General features: G+C 68.0%; 13 protein-coding genes. 8 read left to right on the forward strand and 5 right to left on the reverse strand.

Features of this window, described 5'->3' with window-relative positions; translation table 11 throughout:
- Window positions 1-16 precede the first annotated feature (16 nt).
- Complete coding sequence (locus LTV02_RS20950; protein WP_233033115.1) at window positions 17-811, forward strand: ABC transporter permease; 795 nt, start codon at window positions 17-19, stop codon at window positions 809-811.
- Between the two features lie 7 nt (window positions 812-818).
- On the opposite strand, the gene LTV02_RS20955 is transcribed toward LTV02_RS20950, so the two are convergent.
- Window positions 819-1,358 (reverse strand): VOC family protein, encoded by a 540-nt coding sequence (locus LTV02_RS20955; RefSeq protein ID WP_067720190.1) that lies wholly within the window; start codon window positions 1,356-1,358, stop codon window positions 819-821.
- A gap of 561 nt (window positions 1,359-1,919) precedes the next feature.
- Here LTV02_RS20955 and LTV02_RS20960 point away from each other — a divergent pair.
- The 5 genes from LTV02_RS20960 (at window position 1,920) to LTV02_RS20985 (ending at window position 11,959) form a co-directional block, all read left to right on the forward strand.
- Window positions 1,920-5,723, forward strand: coding sequence for an ABC transporter transmembrane domain-containing protein (locus tag LTV02_RS20960; protein ID WP_233041641.1), 3,804 nt, complete (start codon window positions 1,920-1,922; stop codon window positions 5,721-5,723).
- Window positions 5,724-5,836: 113 nt separating this feature from the next.
- Window positions 5,837-9,598, forward strand: a complete 3,762-nt coding sequence (locus LTV02_RS20965) for a multifunctional oxoglutarate decarboxylase/oxoglutarate dehydrogenase thiamine pyrophosphate-binding subunit/dihydrolipoyllysine-residue succinyltransferase subunit (RefSeq protein ID WP_233033117.1) — start codon at window positions 5,837-5,839, stop codon at window positions 9,596-9,598.
- 121 nt (window positions 9,599-9,719) lie between these two features.
- Entirely contained in the window at window positions 9,720-9,878 is a 159-nt protein-coding gene (locus LTV02_RS20970) for a hypothetical protein (protein WP_233033119.1), read from the forward strand.
- Between the two features lie 128 nt (window positions 9,879-10,006).
- The gene (locus LTV02_RS20975) at window positions 10,007-10,585 is read left to right on the forward strand and encodes a hypothetical protein (RefSeq protein WP_233033121.1); all 579 of its coding nucleotides are present in this window, start codon (window positions 10,007-10,009) and stop codon (window positions 10,583-10,585) included.
- Between the two features lie 48 nt (window positions 10,586-10,633).
- Window positions 10,634-11,959, forward strand: a complete 1,326-nt coding sequence (locus LTV02_RS20985) for an FUSC family protein (RefSeq protein WP_269821544.1) — start codon at window positions 10,634-10,636, stop codon at window positions 11,957-11,959.
- Here the strand turns inward: LTV02_RS20985 and LTV02_RS20990 are convergent.
- A complete protein-coding gene (locus tag LTV02_RS20990) occupies window positions 11,939-13,177 on the reverse strand; it encodes a vWA domain-containing protein (protein WP_233033123.1) in 1,239 nt (412 codons plus the stop codon). The genes LTV02_RS20985 and LTV02_RS20990 overlap by 21 nt on opposite strands.
- Before the next feature lie 120 nt (window positions 13,178-13,297).
- Here LTV02_RS20990 and LTV02_RS20995 point away from each other — a divergent pair, with 120 nt between their 5' ends.
- A complete protein-coding gene (locus LTV02_RS20995) occupies window positions 13,298-13,990 on the forward strand; it encodes a PadR family transcriptional regulator (RefSeq protein ID WP_233033125.1) in 693 nt (230 codons plus the stop codon).
- An 88-nt stretch (window positions 13,991-14,078) separates the two neighbouring features.
- Window positions 14,079-15,572, forward strand: a complete 1,494-nt coding sequence (locus LTV02_RS21000; RefSeq protein WP_233033127.1) for a DHA2 family efflux MFS transporter permease subunit — start codon at window positions 14,079-14,081, stop codon at window positions 15,570-15,572.
- A 55-nt stretch (window positions 15,573-15,627) separates the two neighbouring features.
- On the opposite strand, the gene LTV02_RS21005 is transcribed toward LTV02_RS21000, so the two are convergent.
- From LTV02_RS21005 to LTV02_RS21015, 3 genes are all read right to left on the reverse strand, one after another.
- Window positions 15,628-16,248, reverse strand: a complete 621-nt coding sequence (locus LTV02_RS21005) for a Uma2 family endonuclease (protein ID WP_233033137.1) — start codon at window positions 16,246-16,248, stop codon at window positions 15,628-15,630.
- Window positions 16,249-16,356: 108 nt separating this feature from the next.
- Window positions 16,357-17,883, reverse strand: a complete 1,527-nt coding sequence (locus tag LTV02_RS21010) for a molybdopterin-dependent oxidoreductase (RefSeq protein WP_233033139.1) — start codon at window positions 17,881-17,883, stop codon at window positions 16,357-16,359.
- Window positions 17,884-18,004: 121 nt separating this feature from the next.
- Window positions 18,005-18,427, reverse strand: a complete 423-nt coding sequence (locus LTV02_RS21015; RefSeq protein ID WP_233033141.1) for a VOC family protein — start codon at window positions 18,425-18,427, stop codon at window positions 18,005-18,007.
- Window positions 18,428-18,589: the final 162 nt, after the last annotated feature.

Below are 18,589 nucleotides of genomic sequence, written 5' to 3' on the forward strand. Positions count from 1 at the left end.
GACGAAAGGATGCGAGATGAATCTCGTCGCCGTGCCGGAGCCGGTGCTGCGGGTCGCCAATTCCGAAGTGCGGAAGGTGGTTTCGCTGCGGACCAATCGGCTGCTGGGTGGCGGGGTGGCGCTGCTCGGGGTGGTGGCGTTCGCGGCGCTGGGGATTCGGTTCACGCCCGCCGTCGCCACCGACAAGCATCCGGTGCTGGGCGCGGTGGGCACGCCCGCTACCGCGGTGGCGGGGGCGCTGGCGCTGGCCGTGCTCGCGTCGGCGATCTTCGGGGCGCTGGCGGCCGGCGACGAGTACCGGTTCGGGTCGCTGCCGGTGAGCGCGGTGTTCACGCCGGACCGGAATCTGCTGCTGGGGTCGAAACTCGCGGTGGCGGCATGGTTTTCGCTGGTCGTCGTCTTGGCGATGGAAGTGGTCGGGGCCGCTGCGCTGCTGGTGTTCGGGCGCGGCAAGGCGGAGTTCACCGTCGAGCTGCTCGCCGTGCTGGGCGGGGTGGCGCTGGCAGCGGTGTGCTGGGCGGTGATCGGGGCGTCGCTGGGATTCCTTTTGCGCTCGCCGGTACAGGCGATAGCGGTGATCATCGGGGTGCTGGTGCTGGAGCCGCTGGTGTGGATCACCGCGCGCGGCATCGGTTTTCCCGGATTCGCGACCATCCTGCCGGTGGCGGCGACGGTCGGGACGATGAGCGACGGCAGTTACGCCGACAGCGCGTTCATCGCGCCGACGCCCGCGGCGATCGTGGTGCTGCTGCTGTGGACCGCCGGGGCCGGCGCGGCCGCGTGGTGGTACGTGCAGCAGCGCGATCTCTGAACCTGAGCTATTCGCCGCGGCGCGCCGCGAACAGCCGCTGCCAGACGGCGTGATCGGTGCGCGGTCCACCGGGGGTGTCCGCGCCGTAGGCGGCGATCTCGGCATCGATGTCCAGGGGCCGGGTCGGCGCGGTCATGGCCGCCATCTCCGCTTCGACGGCCGCGTCCGGCACCAGCCAGCAGACCTCGAATTCGATGCCGTCGGGATCCGAGGCGTACAGCGCCTTGGTGGACGCGTGATCGGACGCACCGCCCAGCGCCCCCGCCGCCTGCAGCGCATCCTTGATCCGCTGCAACTCGCGCAGCGTATCCACCTCCCACGCCAGGTGATACAGCCCGATCCGCCCCGTCCGATGCGCGATCAACGGATCCGGCGACTGGAACAACCCCAGGTCGTGATCGTTCGCCGACCCCTCGGCCTGTAGGAACACCGCCCCCGGGAACCCACCCGGCAAGCGCCGGAACCCCAGCACCGTGCTGTAGAACTCCGCCGAACGCTCCACATCGGAAACGAACAGCACGGCATGGTTGAGACGCTGGACAGGCATGTGCGCGGCCCCATTTCGACTAGTCGTGAACAACATCCACCCGACCACGGGTACCCGCCCCGCACAACCCGCAGTCCCAGCGACCGCCGACCGAGCCGTCGCTCCCCATAGTGTCACCCAGCCGTCTCGACCCGCAGCAGCCCCGTCTCGCCGTCACGTCCTGGAATATCCCGGTCTCCCAGCATTCTTTCGGCCGGGATCGCGTCCAGCGGCGTGAGATCTCTGCCGAAGCGCGCCGGAACGACGAGTGGAAGCGCAGTTCGCGCGGACACGGCGGAACGCCGAATTGCAGGTGCGCCGAACTGGGGCGGGTCGGAATGTCCGTCTGGGGAAGAAGGCGGGACTGTGCGACATGCCGTTGGGGTCGCGCGAAGGTGGGGTGCGGGAACAAAGGAGGGGTGGGGTTGTCGTTGTCGTACTGGATGATGCGAATGGGCGGACGAGACGACGCGGTGCGGGTCGAGGTGTGCGGCTGCCGGACGGCGGGGGGAGTCGATAGTGAGTGAGGTGCTCGGGGTGCGTGGTGCGGATTCGGAACAAGGTGCGGCGATCGGGGCGGCGATGAACGACAGCCGGACCCGGGGCTGGTTGCGGCGGTTGTGGGAGCGCGCCCGCAAGCATCCGCGGCTGGTGGCGGGCGTGGCCCTGGCCGTGCTGGCGGGTGCGGCGGTCGAGGCGGTCGGGCCACTGCTGGCCAAGCGGGCGCTCGATGGGGCGGTGGTCGGGAACACCGAGATCATCGCGGCCATGGCCGGGTTGATGGCGGCGCTGGCCGGGGCACGGTTCCTGGCGGCGCTGGGGCGGCGGTGGCTGGCGGGGCAGCTTGCGCTGGATGTGCAGCACGAGATCCGGGTGGATCTGCTCGGGGCCTTGCAGCGGCTGGACGGGCGCGGGCAGGACGAGCTGCGGACCGGGCAGGTGGTGTCGCGGTCGATCAGTGATCTGACGCTGGTGCAGGGGCTGCTGGCCATGGGGCCTTGGGCTTTGACGGCCGCGCTGCAGTTCGTGCTGGCGGCGTTGATCATGCTGTGGCTGTCGCCGCCGCTGGCTTTCGCCGCATTGCTGGTGGTGCCGGCACTGGCGTTCGTGGTGTACCGGGTGCGGCCGCGGTTGTACGCCGCGACCTGGTCGGCGCAGCAGCGCGGCGCGGATCTGGCGCAGCACGTGGAGGAGACCATCACCGGGGTGCGGGTGGTGAAGGGTTTCGGCCAGGAAGCCCGGATGGTGGAAATCCTGGAGCGGCAAGGCAAACGGCTGTACGCGGAACGACTGCGGGCCGCGCGCATCGACGCCCGGTTCGCCCCGACCCTGGCCGCGATTCCGCAGGCGGGGCTGGTCGCGGTGATCGCCGTGGGCGGCATCCTCGCGCTGCACGGGACCATCGGCGTGGGAACGTTCCTGGCGTTCACCGCCTATGTCGGCACCATGACCGCCGCCACCCGCACCGTGTCCATGGTGGTCGTGATGGCGCAGCTGACGCGCGCCGCCGCCGAACGCGTGGACGAGGTCATCGACAGCGCGCCCGAACGCACCGATCCCGAACATCCGGTGCCGCTGCCGCCGGGGCCGCTCGGCATCGAAATCGACGGGCTCACCTTCGGTTTCGATCCCGATCGGCCGATCCTGCGCGACTTCGACCTGACCGTCGCGCCCGGCGAGACCGTGGCGATCATCGGCCCGGCCGGCTCCGGCAAGTCCACCCTGGCACTGCTGCTGCCGCGCTTCTACACGCCCACTTCGGGCCGGATCAGCCTGTACGGCAAGGGTTCCCACGCCGATATCGCCGAATTGCGCGCTGCCGACCTGCGTGCGGCGGTGGGCGTGGTGTTCGACGAGGCCTTCCTGCTGTCGGACACCATCACCGCCAATATCGCCCTCGGTCGCCCCGACGCCACCGAAGCCGAGATCCGCGCCGCCGCCGAACAGGCCGCCGCCGACGAGTTCGTCCGGGCCCTCCCCCAGGGCTACGACACGGTGGTCGGCGAACGCGGCCTCACCCTGTCCGGCGGTCAGCGCCAGCGCATCGCCCTGGCCCGCGCCCTGCTCGCCGACCCGCGCATCCTCATCCTCGACGACGCCACCTCCGCCGTCGACGCGGTCACCGAGGCCGCCATCTTCGACGCCCTCCCCACCACCTCCGGCCGCACCACCCTGATCCTCGCCCACCGCGAATCCACCCTCGCCCGCGCCGACCGCGTCATCCGCCTCCCCGGCGCGGCCGCGCTCCTGGGCGACCCCGCCGCGGAAATCGATCCCTTTACCCCGCAACCACTTCCGAATTCCGTCGCACCGCTCGCGCCCGCCGATTCGATCCTCGGCGCGCCGCCGCTGACCGCCCGCGCCGACTCCGTTCCGGCCGGAGCGGGTTTCACCGGCGCGGCCGATGCCACTTCAGGCGCTCCCGGGTTCACCGGCACATCCGATTCCCCAACCGCCGCTGACGAGTTGTCGGGTTCCGATGTGCCGGAGGAAGTTCGGCGCGTGCTGCCGTCCTTGCCTGCCGCGACCGAGCTGCCCGGACTGGATGATCGGGAGCTTTCCGCGCCGGATCCCGGGTTCCGGCTGGCGCGGTTGTTGCGGCCGGTGCGGTGGCTGGTGGCGGGGACCGTGCTGCTGCTGGCGCTGGATGCGCTTGTGGGCGTGGGGTTCCCGTCGATCGTGCAGTACGCGATCGACTCGGGGGTGAGCGAGGACGACGGCGGGGCATTGGTTCGCGCCACCGTGGCGGGCGCGTTGCTGGTCGGGATCGGCTGGGTGGTCGCGGCCACGGCGCTGGTGTGGGGCGTGCGGGCCGGGGAGCGGCTGCTGTACGGGTTGCGGGTGCGCAGTTACGCGCATCTGCAGCGGCTGGGGCTCGACTATTACGAGCGGGAGCTGTCGGGTCGCATCCTCACCCGGATGACCACCGATATCGACGCCATGTCGACCTTCCTGCAGACCGGCGTGCCGGACACCCTGGTGAGCCTGCTGACGGTGGTGGGAATCGCGGTGGCGCTGTTGGTGATCGACGTGAAGCTGGCGCTGGTGGTGCTGGTGACCATCACGCCGCTGGCGCTGGCGACCTGGTGGTTCCGCAAGGTCTCCGATCGCGCGTACAGCGAATCGCGGGAGGACGCCGCCACCGTGAACGCCGACTTCGCCGAGAACGTGGCGGGGCTGCGGGTGGTGCAGGCGCACCGGCACGAGCGGCGCGCCGCGGAACGGTTCACCGAGTACTCGCATCGGTACCGGGTGAGCCGGATGCGGGCGCAGAAGGCCATCTCGGTGTACTTCGCGTTCGTGAGCGCCTGGGCCGATGTGGCTTTGGCGGCCGTGGTGTTCCTCGGCGCGCGGCAGGTCGCCGACGGCAGCACCTCGGCCGGCACCCTGGTCGCCTTCGTGCTGTACCTGCGGTTGCTGACCGGGCCGATCTTCCAGCTGTCACAGCTCTTCGACGGCTATCAGCAGGCGCGAGTCGGGCTGCGGCGCGTCGGCGAACTACTGCGCACCCCGTCCTCGATCACCCCCGACCCCGAACATCCGGTGGCCATCGAGGGAAAACTGAACGGCGAGGTCGTGTTCGACGATGTGCGCTTCCACTACCCCGGCGTCGATACCCCCGCACTGGACGGCGTCACGCTCCGGATTCCGGCGGGCAGCAGCCTGGCACTGGTCGGCGCGACCGGCGCCGGCAAGTCCACCATCGTGAAACTCCTGGCCCGCCTGTATGACATGCCGCGCACCGAAACTGCAGATCACGGGGCTATCAACACGGGCGTGATCCGCGTGGACGGCACCGATATCCGCGACTACGCGCTCACCGACTTCCGAGCGCGCTTGGGAGTTGTTCCACAGGAAGCTCACTTATTCACCGGAGACATCGCCAGCAACATTGCATTTGGCAAACCTTTTGCGAATCCTGCGGAGATCGAGGCCGCGGCCGCCGCGGTGGGCGCGCTGGACACCATCAATGCTTTACCGCACGGAATGCGGCAACCGGTCGGCGAGCGCGGCCGCGGGCTGTCCGCGGGCCAGCGCCAGCTGATCGCGCTGGCCCGCGCCGAACTGGTGCGCCCGGACCTGTTGCTGCTGGATGAGGCCACCGCGGTGCTGGATCCGGCGGCCGAGGCATCGGTGCTGGTGGCGAACGAATCGGTGACGCGCGGACGCACCGCGGTGATCGTCGCGCACCGGCTGGCGACCGCCGCGCAAGCCGACCGGATCGCGGTGGTCGAGCAGGGCAAGATCGCCGAAATCGGCACTCATGAACAACTGCTATCGCAACGCGGCGCTTACTCCCGCTTGTGGGCTGCGGCAGCCGCCGAGGAAGGAATATTCTCGTTCGAGGACGAGTCGTCATTGAGAGACGTGTCCACTCGCTGGTAGTCCAGGGACAGGGACGAACAGGGGTGGGCATATCCTCAGTGGGGGCGCATCGGCGCGCATCCGCCGATTACCCGTGCCGGGCACGTCACAAACGTCGCAGCGCGAAGAACGAAATGAGGCGAACACCTGCTGTGAGCAGCTCAACAGACCAGTTCGGACAGAACCAGTGGCTTGTCGACGAGATGTACCAGAAGTACAAGCAAGACCCCTCGTCCGTCGATGAGAGCTGGCACGAGTTTCTGGCCGACTACACGCCGGAGAACACCGGCGACACCGGTAACAGCAAGCCGGTAGCCGCTGCAGCTCCCCCCGCCCCCGCGCCGGCCGTGGCGCCCGCTCCCGCCCCCGCTCCGCAGCCCGCCCCCGCTGCCGCCGCGCCCGCCCCGGCCCCGGCTCCGGCTCAGGTGCGCGCCCCGCAGACCACTCCGGCCAAGACCTCGAACGCCGCCCCCACCACGGGTGGCCCGAAGCCCGCCGCCGAGGACGAGGCCCAGGTACTACGCGGACCGGCAGCGGCCATCGTGAAGAACATGTCGGCGTCGCTGACCATCCCCACCGCCACCTCGGTGCGTGCGATCCCGGCCAAGCTGATGATCGACAACCGGCTCGTCATCAACAACCATCTGGCCCGCACCCGCGGTGGCAAGATCAGCTTCACCCATCTGCTGGGTTACGCCATCGTGCAGGCCATCAAGTCCTACCCGAACATGAACCGGCACTACGCCGAGATCGACGGCAAGCCGAACGCGGTCACCCCCGCGCACACCAACCTCGGCCTGGCCATCGACCTCAAGGGCAAGGACGGCAAGCGTTCGCTGGCGGTCGCGGCCATCAAGAACACCGAGGACATGAGCTTCGCGCAGTTCCACAATGCGTACGAAGACGTGGTCCGCCGGGCCCGCGACGGCAAGCTCACCAACGACGATTTCGCCGGCGTCACCATCTCGCTGACCAACCCGGGCACCATCGGCACCAACCATTCGGTGCCGCGCTTGATGCAGGGTCAGGGCGCGATCATCGGCGCGGGCGCCATGGAGTACCCGGCCGAGTTCCAGGGCATGGGCGACGAGCAGCTGGCCGAGATCGGCATCGGCAAGCTCATGACGCTGACCTCCACCTACGACCACCGCATCATCCAGGGCGCGGAGTCCGGTGACTTCCTGCGCACCATCCACAACCTGCTGATCTCGGACCAGTTCTACGACGAGATCTTCCACGGCATGGGTGTCCCCTACGAGCCGGTGCGCTGGCGCAAGGACATCAAGGAACGCGGCATCGACAAGTCGACCCGCGTCCAGGAAATGATCAACGCGTACCGCAGCCGCGGCCACCTGATGGCCGACACCGACCCGCTGCGCCTGGTCAAGGACAAGTTCCGCTCGCACCCGGACCTGGATGTCACCCAGCACGGCCTGACCCTGTGGGATCTGGATCGCGAATTCAATGTCGCGGGCTTCCACGGCCAGGAGCGCATGAAGCTGCGCGACGTGCTGTCCATCCTGCGCGACGCCTACTCGCGGCACGTGGGCGTGGAATACACCCACATCCTGGATCCCGAACAGCTGCAATGGATTCAGGAACGCGTCGAGCAGAAGCACGCCAAGCCGACCGTGGCCGAGCAGAAGTACATTCTGTCCCGCCTGAACGCGGCCGAGGCCTTCGAGACCTTCCTGCAGACCAAGTACGTCGGCCAGAAGCGCTTCTCCCTCGAAGGCGCCGAATCGGTCATCCCGATGATGGACGCCGTCATCGACCAGTGCGCCGAGCACGCCCTCGACGAGGTCGTCATCGGTATGCCGCACCGCGGCCGCCTGAACGTGCTCGCCAATATCGTCGGCAAGCCCTACTCGAAGATCTTCACCGAGTTCGAGGGCAATATGAACCCGGCCGCCACCCACGGCTCCGGCGACGTGAAGTACCACCTGGGCGCGCAGGGCACCTACATCCAGATGTTCGGCGACAACGACATTCAGGTGTCGCTGACCGCCAACCCCTCGCACCTCGAGGCCGTCGACCCGGTGCTGGAGGGTCTGGTTCGGGCCAAGCAGGATCTGCTCACCAAGGAAGACATCGTCACCAAGGGCGAGGAGGATCGCTCCTTCTCCGTCGTGCCGCTCATGCTGCACGGTGACGCGGCCTTCGCCGGACAGGGTGTCGTCGCCGAGACGCTGAACCTGTCGGGCCTGCGCGGCTACCGCACCGGCGGCACCGTGCACATCGTGGTGAACAACCAGATCGGCTTCACCACCGCGCCCGAGTACTCGCGGTCCACCGAATACTCCACGGACATCGCGAAGTTCATCGGCGCGCCGATCTTCCACGTGAACGGCGACGACCCGGAAGCCTGCGTGTGGGTGGCCAAGCTGGCCGTCGACTACCGGCAGAAGTTCCGCAAGGACGTCGTCATCGACATGATCTGCTACCGCCGTCGCGGCCACAACGAGGGCGACGACCCGTCGATGACGCAGCCGAACATGTACGACGTGATCGACACCAAGCGTTCGGTGCGTAAGGCGTACACCGAGAGCCTGATCGGCCGTGGCGATATCTCCATGACCGAGGCCGAGGCCGCGCTGCGCGACTACCAGGGTCAGCTGGAGCGGGTCTTCAACGAGGTCCGCGAGCTGGAGAAGTACACCCCGGAGCCGTCCGAATCGGTCGAGGACGAGCAGGTCATGCCGACCGCACTGGTCACCGCCGTGGACAAGACGGTGCTGCAGCGCATCGGCGACGCGTTCGTGAACGTACCCGAGGGCTTCACCGTGCACCCGCGCGTCAAGCCGGTGCTGGAGAAGCGCCGCGAGATGGCCTACGAGGGCAAGATCGACTGGGCCATGGCCGAACTGCTGGCCTTCGGTTCGCTCATCGACGAGGGCAAGGCGGTCCGCCTCACCGGTCAGGACTCCCGCCGCGGCACCTTCTCGCAGCGGCACTCGGTCATCATCGACCGCAAGACCGGCGGCGAGTACACCCCGCTGCACAACATCGGGTCCAAGGCGCCGGGCTGGTTCGCGGTGCACGACTCGGCGCTGTCGGAGTACGCGGCCGTCGGCTTCGAATACGGCTACTCGCTCGGCAACCCCGACGCACTCGTGTTGTGGGAGGCCCAGTTCGGTGACTTCGTCAATGGCGCGCAGACCGTCATCGACGAGTTCATCTCCTCCGGCGAGGCCAAGTGGGGTCAGCTCTCCGAGGTCGTGCTCATGCTGCCGCACGGTCACGAAGGCCAGGGCCCGGACCACACCTCCGGTCGTATCGAGCGCTTCCTGCAGCTGTGCGCCGAGGGTTCGATGACGGTGGCGGTTCCCTCCACGCCCTCGAACTACTTCCACCTGCTGCGCCGGCACGCCCTGGACGGCATCCGCCGCCCGCTGGTGGTCTTCACCCCGAAGTCCATGCTGCGCAACAAGGCTGTGGTGTCCGAGGTCGAGGACTTCACCGACAACAAGTTCCGCACCGTGCTCGAGGAGCCCACCTACGAGTCGGGCAACGGCGACCGCTCGAAGGTCAAGCGCGTGCTGCTGACCTCCGGCAAGATCTACTACGAGCTGGTCGCGGAGAAGCAGAAGCACAACCGCGACGATGTCGCCATCGTCCGCACCGAGCAGCTGTACCCCATCCCGAAGTTCCGCCTCAACGAGGCGCTCGAGGGATACGCGAACGCCACCGACCTGGTGTGGGTCCAGGAAGAACCCGCCAACCAGGGCGCCTGGCCGTTCTTCGGCCTGAACCTCCCGGAAATCCTCCCGGCCCGGTTCGGCAAGCTGCGCCGCATCTCCCGCCGCGCCATGTCGGCCCCGTCCTCGGGTTCGTCCAAGGTGCACGCCGTGGAGCAGCAGGAGATCATCACCGAGGCCTTCGCGCCGACCGTGTAACCCCCTCCGAAACCCCGCGCGGGGCCGGATCTCACACCGAGATCCGGCCCCGCGCCGTTTCCCGGGGCCGGCCAACGCCGAACTCCCGTGTAGGCGCGGGCGCCGGCCTTACTGTTGACCGATGCCGGACGCCCACGAACGTGCAGTCGAACAGATCAACCGCCAGCAGGCGGCGCTTCGTGACCTGTCATCACGCGCTCACAACCCCTTCCTGACCATGGCCGAACTGACGGCCGAGGCCGACGAGCGAACCGAACCGGCCGAACCCGTGCCGGATTGACGACGGCGGACCGTCCACCACAGCGGTGACAGCCGGGGCACGGCGGGTATCGTCTGCGATCGGCGCGCGGGCGAAGGTGCCGGCACGGATGCCAGGGCCGGATCGGGCGGCGGGACAAGGATTTTCACGTGGGTTTCAAGGCGGGCGGGGCGGCGCGGTGGGTGCCGACCGCAGTGGTGGCGGTTTTGTTGATCGCGGTCGTCGTGGTGTCGGGCATGCTGGTTTCGGTGCGCGGGGAGCGGGCTGATATCGCGGCGGATCGGGATCGGATCGCGGCGGAGTTGAGGAAGGCCGAGACCGCGTTGGCGGAGCACGCTACCGCTACGCCGGATGAGCGGCAGGCCGAGGAGATCGCGACCAAGTACGCAATGGGGGCGGCGACGGTCGACTATCGGGACTTGGACGGCTGGGAGGGGCGGATGAAAGCCGGTACCACGCCGCAGCTTTCGGCCGAACTGGATTCGACCAGCTCGAAGCTGCGGGGGATTCTCACTCCGTTGCAATGGGTTTCGACTCCGACGTTGGTGACCTCGAAGGTCGTGAAGGCAGCCGATGGGGTGTTCACGGTGGATGTGTTTCTGGATATCAACACCAGCAATGCGCAGAGTTCGCAGCCGAATCGGAGCACGGTCTACTACATCGTGACCGTCGATCGGGGTGCGCAGTGGCTCATCACCGATGTCAGCGGGACCGGTACGAACCCCTGAGCTACCGGCCCGCGAATAGTTAGCGGGGCTTACGTGTTTATATGAGGTATGACCTCGGGATCGGAGCTGGACGGGGCGCTGCCGGAGGTGGCGCGGGTGCGGTCGTTGCTGTTCGCGGTGCCGTCGGTGCGTAGCAGGGTGGGGGCGGGGGTTCGGTCGGGGGTGGCGTTCGGGGTGCCGGCGGCGGTTGTGGTGGGGATGGGGCATTCGCAGGAGGCGTTGTTCGTCACACTTGGTGCGTTCGCGATCATGTATGGGGATGGGCGGCCCATTCGGACTCGGGGGACGTTCGTGTTCGTGGCGGGTGCGGCATTGCTGGCTGCGGCCTTGGTGGGTGCGGGGGTGGGGCGGGCGGTCATCGGGTTCGGTGGGGCGGCGGTGGTCACCGCCGTATTCATTACCGTGGTCGCCACGATGGCGGTCGCGTTGCTCACTGGATTGCGGGCCGGGCCGCCCGGGGGATTGTTCTTCGCATTGACCGGGTCGGCGGCGATGGTGGCGGCCGAGAGCGGGGTGCCGGTCGCGGTCATCGCGGGATACGCCGCGCTGGGGTGGGTTTCGGCCTTGCTGGTGACGGGCGTGAGCATTGCCGTGGATCGATGGCGTGGGGCCGGTTGGGCGAAGCCGGCGGTGCCGAGTGTGGGATATCGGTTGCGGCGGGCGGCTTCTCCGCATTCGCATACCTGGACGACGACCGCGCGGGTGCTGGTGGCCTGTGGGGTCGCGGGTGGGATCGGGGTGGCGGCGGGGTCGTTGCGGCCGCATTGGGCGGTGATCTCGGCGCTGGTCATTCTGGGCGCGGGTCCCGACCGGGTGCGCGGGCACGCCAAGGCGATTCACCGTATCGCGGGGACGATCGCGGGGTTGGTGCTGTTCGCCGGGTTGTGGCAGTTGCGTCCGTCGGGCTATGTGCTGGTGGTCATGCTGACGGTGCTGATGTTCGCCATCGACTTGTTCATCGCGGGGAATTACGCGCTCGCGGTGACCTTCCTGACGCCGACCGCTATGTTCGCGGGCGGGGCGGGAACTTTGAGCGGCTCGGCGGGACCCATCATGCGGGATCGCTTCCTGGAGACTCTGATCGGTGTGGCGGTGGCCGCCGTGGCGCTGAATGTCGTCGACCGGCACGCACATCGGCGCGGCCTGCGCTGGACCGAGCAGCGAGTACGCACGGCGGCAGCGGAATTGGCCGCGGCGCCCGCCGGCGATCCGGACACGCACCGGCTGCGAGTCCAGCTGGACTTCGAACTGAGCGGCTATCAGAGCGCCGGAATCGACAGTGCCCACAATGATTCCGCGTGGATCGAAGAGCGCTGGGACTCACACACCGAACTGGTGGCTCACGGGCGGAAACTACTGGAGCACGCCCGCTGACCGCGCCGCCCGCAGCCAGTCGGGAAATTCGCCGAGCAGGCGCGAGTAGAGATCGGCATCGGTGAGCCGGTCGATATCGTCGACCGCGAAGAACCCGGCATTGTCGACCACACGACCGTCCATTTCATCCATGCTGCGCAACAGCCCGTAGTTGGCTTCGCCGAGCCCGACGAACTGCCAGAAGGCGGGCAGCGCGGCCGCTTCCCGCATGAGCGCGGCGATTTCGCGTTTCTTGCGGAAGCCGCCGTCGGTGAAGAACAGCACCAGGGTGGGCGGGCCACCCGGCCGCAGCGTCGAGATGATCTCCTGCATGATCGGCTCTTCCCGATTGCTGTTGCCCAGCGGGGTGTAATCGATGCCGCCGTGCGTGCCGGACAGGTGCAGGTAGGTTTCCGCCCATTCGTCCACCGTCGCCACCGTGACATCGGGCAGCCGGGTGTACCCGATGGCGTACAGATAGGGCTCGAGCTTCCCGTCGTCGTCGAGCTGGATGGCCACCGGAATCATGCGCTGCACCACGCGGTGCACCACCTTCTCGTGATAGAGCCTGGACATGCTGCCGGTCTTGTCGATGACCAGCACGACGCGGGCGCGCACCTCGCCCGCACCCTTGGTGAGCAGCACTTTCACGACTTCCCGCTTGCGCAGATCGAGCCGTTCGCGCTTGTCGAGCGACAGCTTCTCCTCGCCCGGGACGGTCCGCACTCCGGGTTCGGCCGCCGGTTCGTCGTCCACGCTCACGCCGTGATCGGTGACGAGCGCGGCGAATCCGCCGGCATAACCCTGCCCGACCGCGCGCAACTTCCAATCCGCCCCGCGCCGATACAGTTCCAGCCCGATCACCACGGATTCACTGGACAGCCCATCGATCACGTACTCGCACAAGGGATTCTCCGAAGCATCCCGCACCAGCAACCGAGGCGGCGCGAACGCTCCGAACGTGGCGGCGGGATCGGACAACGTCAGCACCACCCGCACCTGAGCGATCTCCGCGGGCACGCCCGCGAACGAAACCCGCAGCGCTCCAGGCGTTCCCGGCTCCAACCGCACCCCCGGCCCGCTCGCCTGATTGAAGAAGATGAAGTCGGCGTCGGAGCGCACCTTCCCGTCCGCGGTGACCAGGAGCGCCGAAACATCCACCTCCGCCGCCGAACGCACGGTCACCAGCACCTCCCCCGCGCTGATCGCCGTGTTCTGTCCTTTGACCAGTTCCGTCACGGCCCACTCCCGTTCATCCAGCGAATCCGTGAGCAGCCTACAAACAAGGAGGGTTGTGCGCGCATGTTCCGCGTCGTATATTCCACGTGGAATATTTGGCACGGAAGAGTGGAGGATGCCGTGAGCGGGAAGCAGGCGGGGCCGGTATTGACGCCTTTGGCGATCTCGGTGCTCGCGCTGCTGGAGGAGAACCCGATGCATCCCTACGAGATGTATCAACTGCTGATGAACCGGCACGAGGACGAGCTGGTGAAGATCAAACCCGGCTCGCTCTACCACACCGTGGCGCGCCTGGCCGAGCAGGAACTGGTGGTCGCGGAGGGCACCGATCGGGCCGGTAACCGGCCGGAACGCACCACCTACCGGATCACCGGCACGGGCACGGCGGCACTGCGCGACCGGATCGCCGACATCCTGCGCCGGCCGGTGCAGGAGTACCCGATCTTCCCGGTCGCTCTGGCCGAAGCGCACAATTTGCCGGTGGGCGAGGTGACCACGCTGCTGCGTGAACGCATCACCTGGATCGAAGGCCGGCTCGCGGAGTACGACGCGCTGCGGGAATGGGCCCGGTCCCGGGCCGTGCCGCGCCGCTTCTGGGCGGTCATCGACTACGTGGCCGCGCTCACCGCCACCGAGGCCGAATGGCTGCGCGCCTTCATCGCCGATCTGGACAGCGGCGCGCTGGAGTGGGAGGACTTCGATCCCGCCACCGGCGAACGCACCACCGGCCCCGTCACCCCGCTGGGCCACGACTGGGCCGCCTGCCTCACCCCGGAGGACCTGGAGTCCGTCCGGAGAGGCGGTGCCCGATAAACCCTTCCGCCCCATGCCATTCCGACTACTTCATGCCATCGGCGGCCCCGCGCCTCGCGACCGCCCATTCGGGACAGGAACGTAATCCATGACCACACAACGCAATCCGTGGCTGGCGCTATACGCGCTGGTCGTCGGGTTCTTCATGATCCTGCTGGATATGACCATCGTCGCGGTGGCCAATCCGGCGATCATGGAAGCCTTCGACGCCGATTTCAACAAGGTCATCTGGGTGACCAGCGCCTACCTGCTCACCTACGCGGTGCCGCTGCTGGTGACCGGCCGGCTCGGAGATCGCTACGGCCCCAAGAACATCTACCTGCTCGGCCTGACCGTGTTCACCGCCGCCTCGCTGTGGTGCGCGCTGTCCGGCTCCATCGAGATGCTGATCGCGGCCCGCGCGGTGCAGGGTCTGGGCGCGGCCCTGATGACCCCGCAGACCATGGCCGTCATCACCCGCACCTTCCCGCCGGACAAGCGCGGCGCGGCCATGGGCCTGTGGGGCGGCGTGGCCGGCCTGGCCACCCTGGTCGGCCCGATTCTCGGTGGCGCACTGGTGGATTGGAAGGGCTGGGAGTGGATCTTCTACATCAACGTGCCCGTCGGCATCATCGCCTTCGGTCTCGCGGTGTGGCTGGTGCCGTCGCTGGAAACCCATGAGCACAAGTTCGATCTGGTCGGCGTCGCGCTCTCCGCGGTCGGCATGTTCCTGCTGGTCTTCGGCATTCAGGAAGGCAATACCCGGGATTGGGACGGCGTCATCTGGGGCATGATCGCCGCCGGCCTGGTGGTGCTGGCGCTGTTCGTCTACAACCAGTCCCGCAATACCGGTGAGCCGCTGGTCCCGCTGGGGCTGTTCAAGGATCGCAATTTCGCGCTGTCCAGCCTGGCCATCGCGGCCATGGGCGCGGCGGTGACGGCGACCTTCGTGCCGTTCTACTTCTACCTGCAGCAGGTGCGGGACATGTCGCCGACCAAGTCGGCGCTGGTACTGGCCCCGATGGCCATTCTGACCGGCGTGTTCGCGCCGATCATCGGCAAACTGTCGGACAAGATGCCGCCGCGGGTGCTGCCGACCGCGGGCTTCCTGACCTTCGCGGCCACCATCTTCGGGTTCGCGGTGCTCATGGAGCCGGATTCCTCGATTCCGGTGTACCTGGTGCTGGGCGGTATCGCCGGTATCGCCAACGCCTGCATCTGGGCGCCGCTGGCCTCCATCGCCACCCACAACCTGCCGATTCAGCAGGCGGGCGCGGGTGCGGGCGTGTACAACACCACCCGCCAGGTGGGTTCGGTGCTGGGTTCGGCCGCGGTCGCCGCGCTGCTGTCGGCGCGGATCGCCGCGCAGCAACTGCCCAGCGGTCCGGTCGGCGAGGGCGCCGCGGGCAGTGGCGGGTTGAGCCACCTGCCGCCGGAAGTCAAGGCCAAGGTGCTGGAGAAGCTCAGCACCGCGCTGAGCCAGACCATGTACCTGCCGGCCGCGATCCTGTTGATCGGCGTGGTGGCGTCCGCGCTGTTCATCGGCTTCGACAAGTCCGACAAGGGCGCGCCGGCGCTGCAGAAGGCCGACGCCGGGCACTGACCTTGCGCCGCGGCGTGATGCACAGGCCCCCGTCTCGGCGGGGGCCTGTGCCGTGTCAGTAGACGAGCCCGATCAGCCGGGTCCAGTCCAGGCGGATCTCGATGGGCATATCGATGGTGGTCTCGCCGCTGATCGGGGTCAGGCGCTTGTGCGGGCGATAGTGCCCGAGCACCAGCACGTGAGTCTGGATGGCGCTCACCCGATCTCGATCCATATAGACCAGCCAGTACCAGGGAATCCCGGCGAGGGCGTACTCCGCCTGCTTGTCCGCGGTGTCGACCCGCTCGGTCACCGGCGACACCACCTCGATCGCCACCTTCACCCGGGACGCGGGCAGCGGCCCGACATCCGAGGGCGAACAGGTGAACAGGGCGATATCGGGCCGCCGCAACGTGACTCGCGGCCATTCCCACAGCATGATGTCGGGATCCAGCCCCACCCACAGCCAGCCGTCGTTGTACCGGCTCATATGGGTTTCGGCGGCGGCCTCGAGCATGGAGGCGATGCGTCTGGCCGCATTGCGATGCGGCTGCGGCGGCGCTTCCGCACGCACCACGTCACCGTTCACCACTTCGACCAATCGGCAGAAGTCGCGCGGCAATTTCTTCCAGACGTCGAGGGTCACCGGTTCGGGCTGTAGATTCTCCGCCCGCGCCCAATCCAGCACTCCGGCCATGCACGCTCCCTATCAGTGGGACGACTGCCGCGCCGATCGTAGACCGCGCATCCATACGAAACGGCCGTTCGGCATTTTCGCCACTCCGGAAACCGCGCGGTCGGCGTGTCAGGCGATGCGGACGGTGATGGACGGATACCCCGTCGCACCGTCGGGCACCACGTCCTGGCGCTTGTCGGTCTGGGTTTCGCCGTTGCCGTCGGTGGACCGTGCCCAGACGGTGTGCAGGCCCGGCGTGGCGTCCCAGTCGAAGGCCCACTGCCGCCAGGTGTCCACCGACGGTTCGGTGGCCAGGCGCGCGGGCTGCCATTGGCCCTGATCGATGCGCACCTCGACGCCCTTGATGCCGCGATGCTGCGCCCAGGCCACGCCCGCCAAGGTGACCATGCCGGCGCTCAGGGTGCCGTGACCCGCGGGTGTGTCGATGCGCGTCCCGGTCTTGATCGGGCCGTACTCCGACCAGCCGCGTTTGGTCCAATACGCTTGGGCGCGATCGAATCTGGTGATCTCGATTTCGGTGACCCACTTGGTCGCCGATACATATCCGTACAGGCCCGGGACCACCAGGCGCGCCGGATAGCCGTGCGCGGTGGGGAGCGGTTCGCCGTTCATGCCCACGGCCAGGATGGCGTCGCGGCCGTCGATGAGCACCGACAGCGGGCTGCCCGCGGTGAAGCCGTCGATGCTGCGGGACAGCGCCATATCGGCGTCGGGATGCGGACCAGCTTCGGCGAGCAGGTCTTTCAGCGGATAGCCGAGCCACATGGCGTTGCCGATCAGATCGCCGCCGACCGGATTCGAGACGCAGGTCAGGGTGACGAGGCGCTCCACCGGGGTGCGGGAGGCGAGATCGGCGTAGCTCAAACGGATTTCGCGATCCACCATGCCGTGAATGCGCAGCGACCAATCGGCCTTGCTGACCTGCGGGACGGTCAGCGCGGTGTCGATGCGGTAGAAGTCAGAGTTCGGCGTGACATAGGACGCGAGGCCCGGAATCTTCAGGTCCGCGCCCGGATCCACCGCCACGGCCGGGCCGCTCGGCTCCGGCAATTGCACATCGGCCCGCTCCCCCGACACATCCCGTGACCGCACCCCGATCACCCGGCCGAGCACGCCCGCACCGACGCCCAGCGCGGCGGCGGTGGCGAGCCCGCGCAGCACCTGTCGCCGCTCGATCGCCACATCGTCGGATTCGGTGACGGTCTCGAACTCCCCTATCCGCCGAATCAGGCTGCGCAGCACCGTGATTCCCACGACTACGCCGAGAATCGACGGCAGCGCCCAGGTCCACGCGGCATGCGGCCGGGCCACCGCGGCCACGGCGGCGCACACGCCGAAGACCGCGAAGATCGCCGACCCGACCGGCCGCGACACCCGTTCCGCCAGCCCCGCGACGCCCGCCACGACCAGCGCGACCAAGCCCATGAGCACGAACAGCACCAGCTTGTCGTTGGTGCCGAAGCGGTCGATCACCCACTCGCGCAAGCCATCCGGCGTGTGGTCGACGATCGTCGCCCCGACCGCCTGCAACGGCGTGCTGTCGGCGCTGATCCACACCGCGGCCACTTCGGCCACGCCGAGGATCACCACCCCGGCGGCCACACCACTCGCAATACGAAGTTCGCGCCCGGTCACGAATCCGACCCTACTGCTGGAACGGACCCGTGAGCGGGCGCGAATGATGACGTTACGGTGACGCCGACCCCGGCACTGAATGGGGTTTCAGGGGCTTGCCCCTGAGAGTCACGAGAGTCGTCTAACCCTTCGAGCCGGTGAAGTTGATCATCCACGGCACCGAGTACTTGTCGTTGACCATGGCGAAAGCCTCGGCCCACTCGGTCGGTCCATACGGCATCGTCACCTCACCGCCGGCAGCGAACTCATTGAACAGCCGCTCGGCCTCTTCGGCGGATTCGACCTCCAGCGAAACGGTGAACCCGGCACGCGTGTTGTCGATGTCCTGTCCGGGCGGGCAATCAGAGCCATAGAGAAGATTCGTCTCGCTCAACGGCAAAGCCACGTTCGCGACCCGCGAACCGAACTCCGGCGGCATCTCCCCCGCGCCCTCCATATCGCTGAACCGGGTGATCCGCAGATCCCCGCCCAGCACGGACGCATAGAAGACGAACGCCTCCTCGCAATTGCCATTGAAGATCAGGTACGGGTTGGCAGTCGGCATGGTGTTGCTCCTCGAGTCGTCGGCCTCTGGAGCGGGCCCGCGGCCCACTCACCAGCTACGACGGTACGCCCACCGCAAATTCATCGGCCCCCGGGAAATCCCCGCCGAACGCACGAAAAAGGCGCTGCCGGTGCACAACCGGCAGCGCCTCTTCCAGTTCCC

The organism is Nocardia yamanashiensis (assembly GCF_021183565.1).
Taxonomy (GTDB): Bacteria; Actinomycetota; Actinomycetes; order Mycobacteriales; family Mycobacteriaceae; genus Nocardia; species Nocardia yamanashiensis.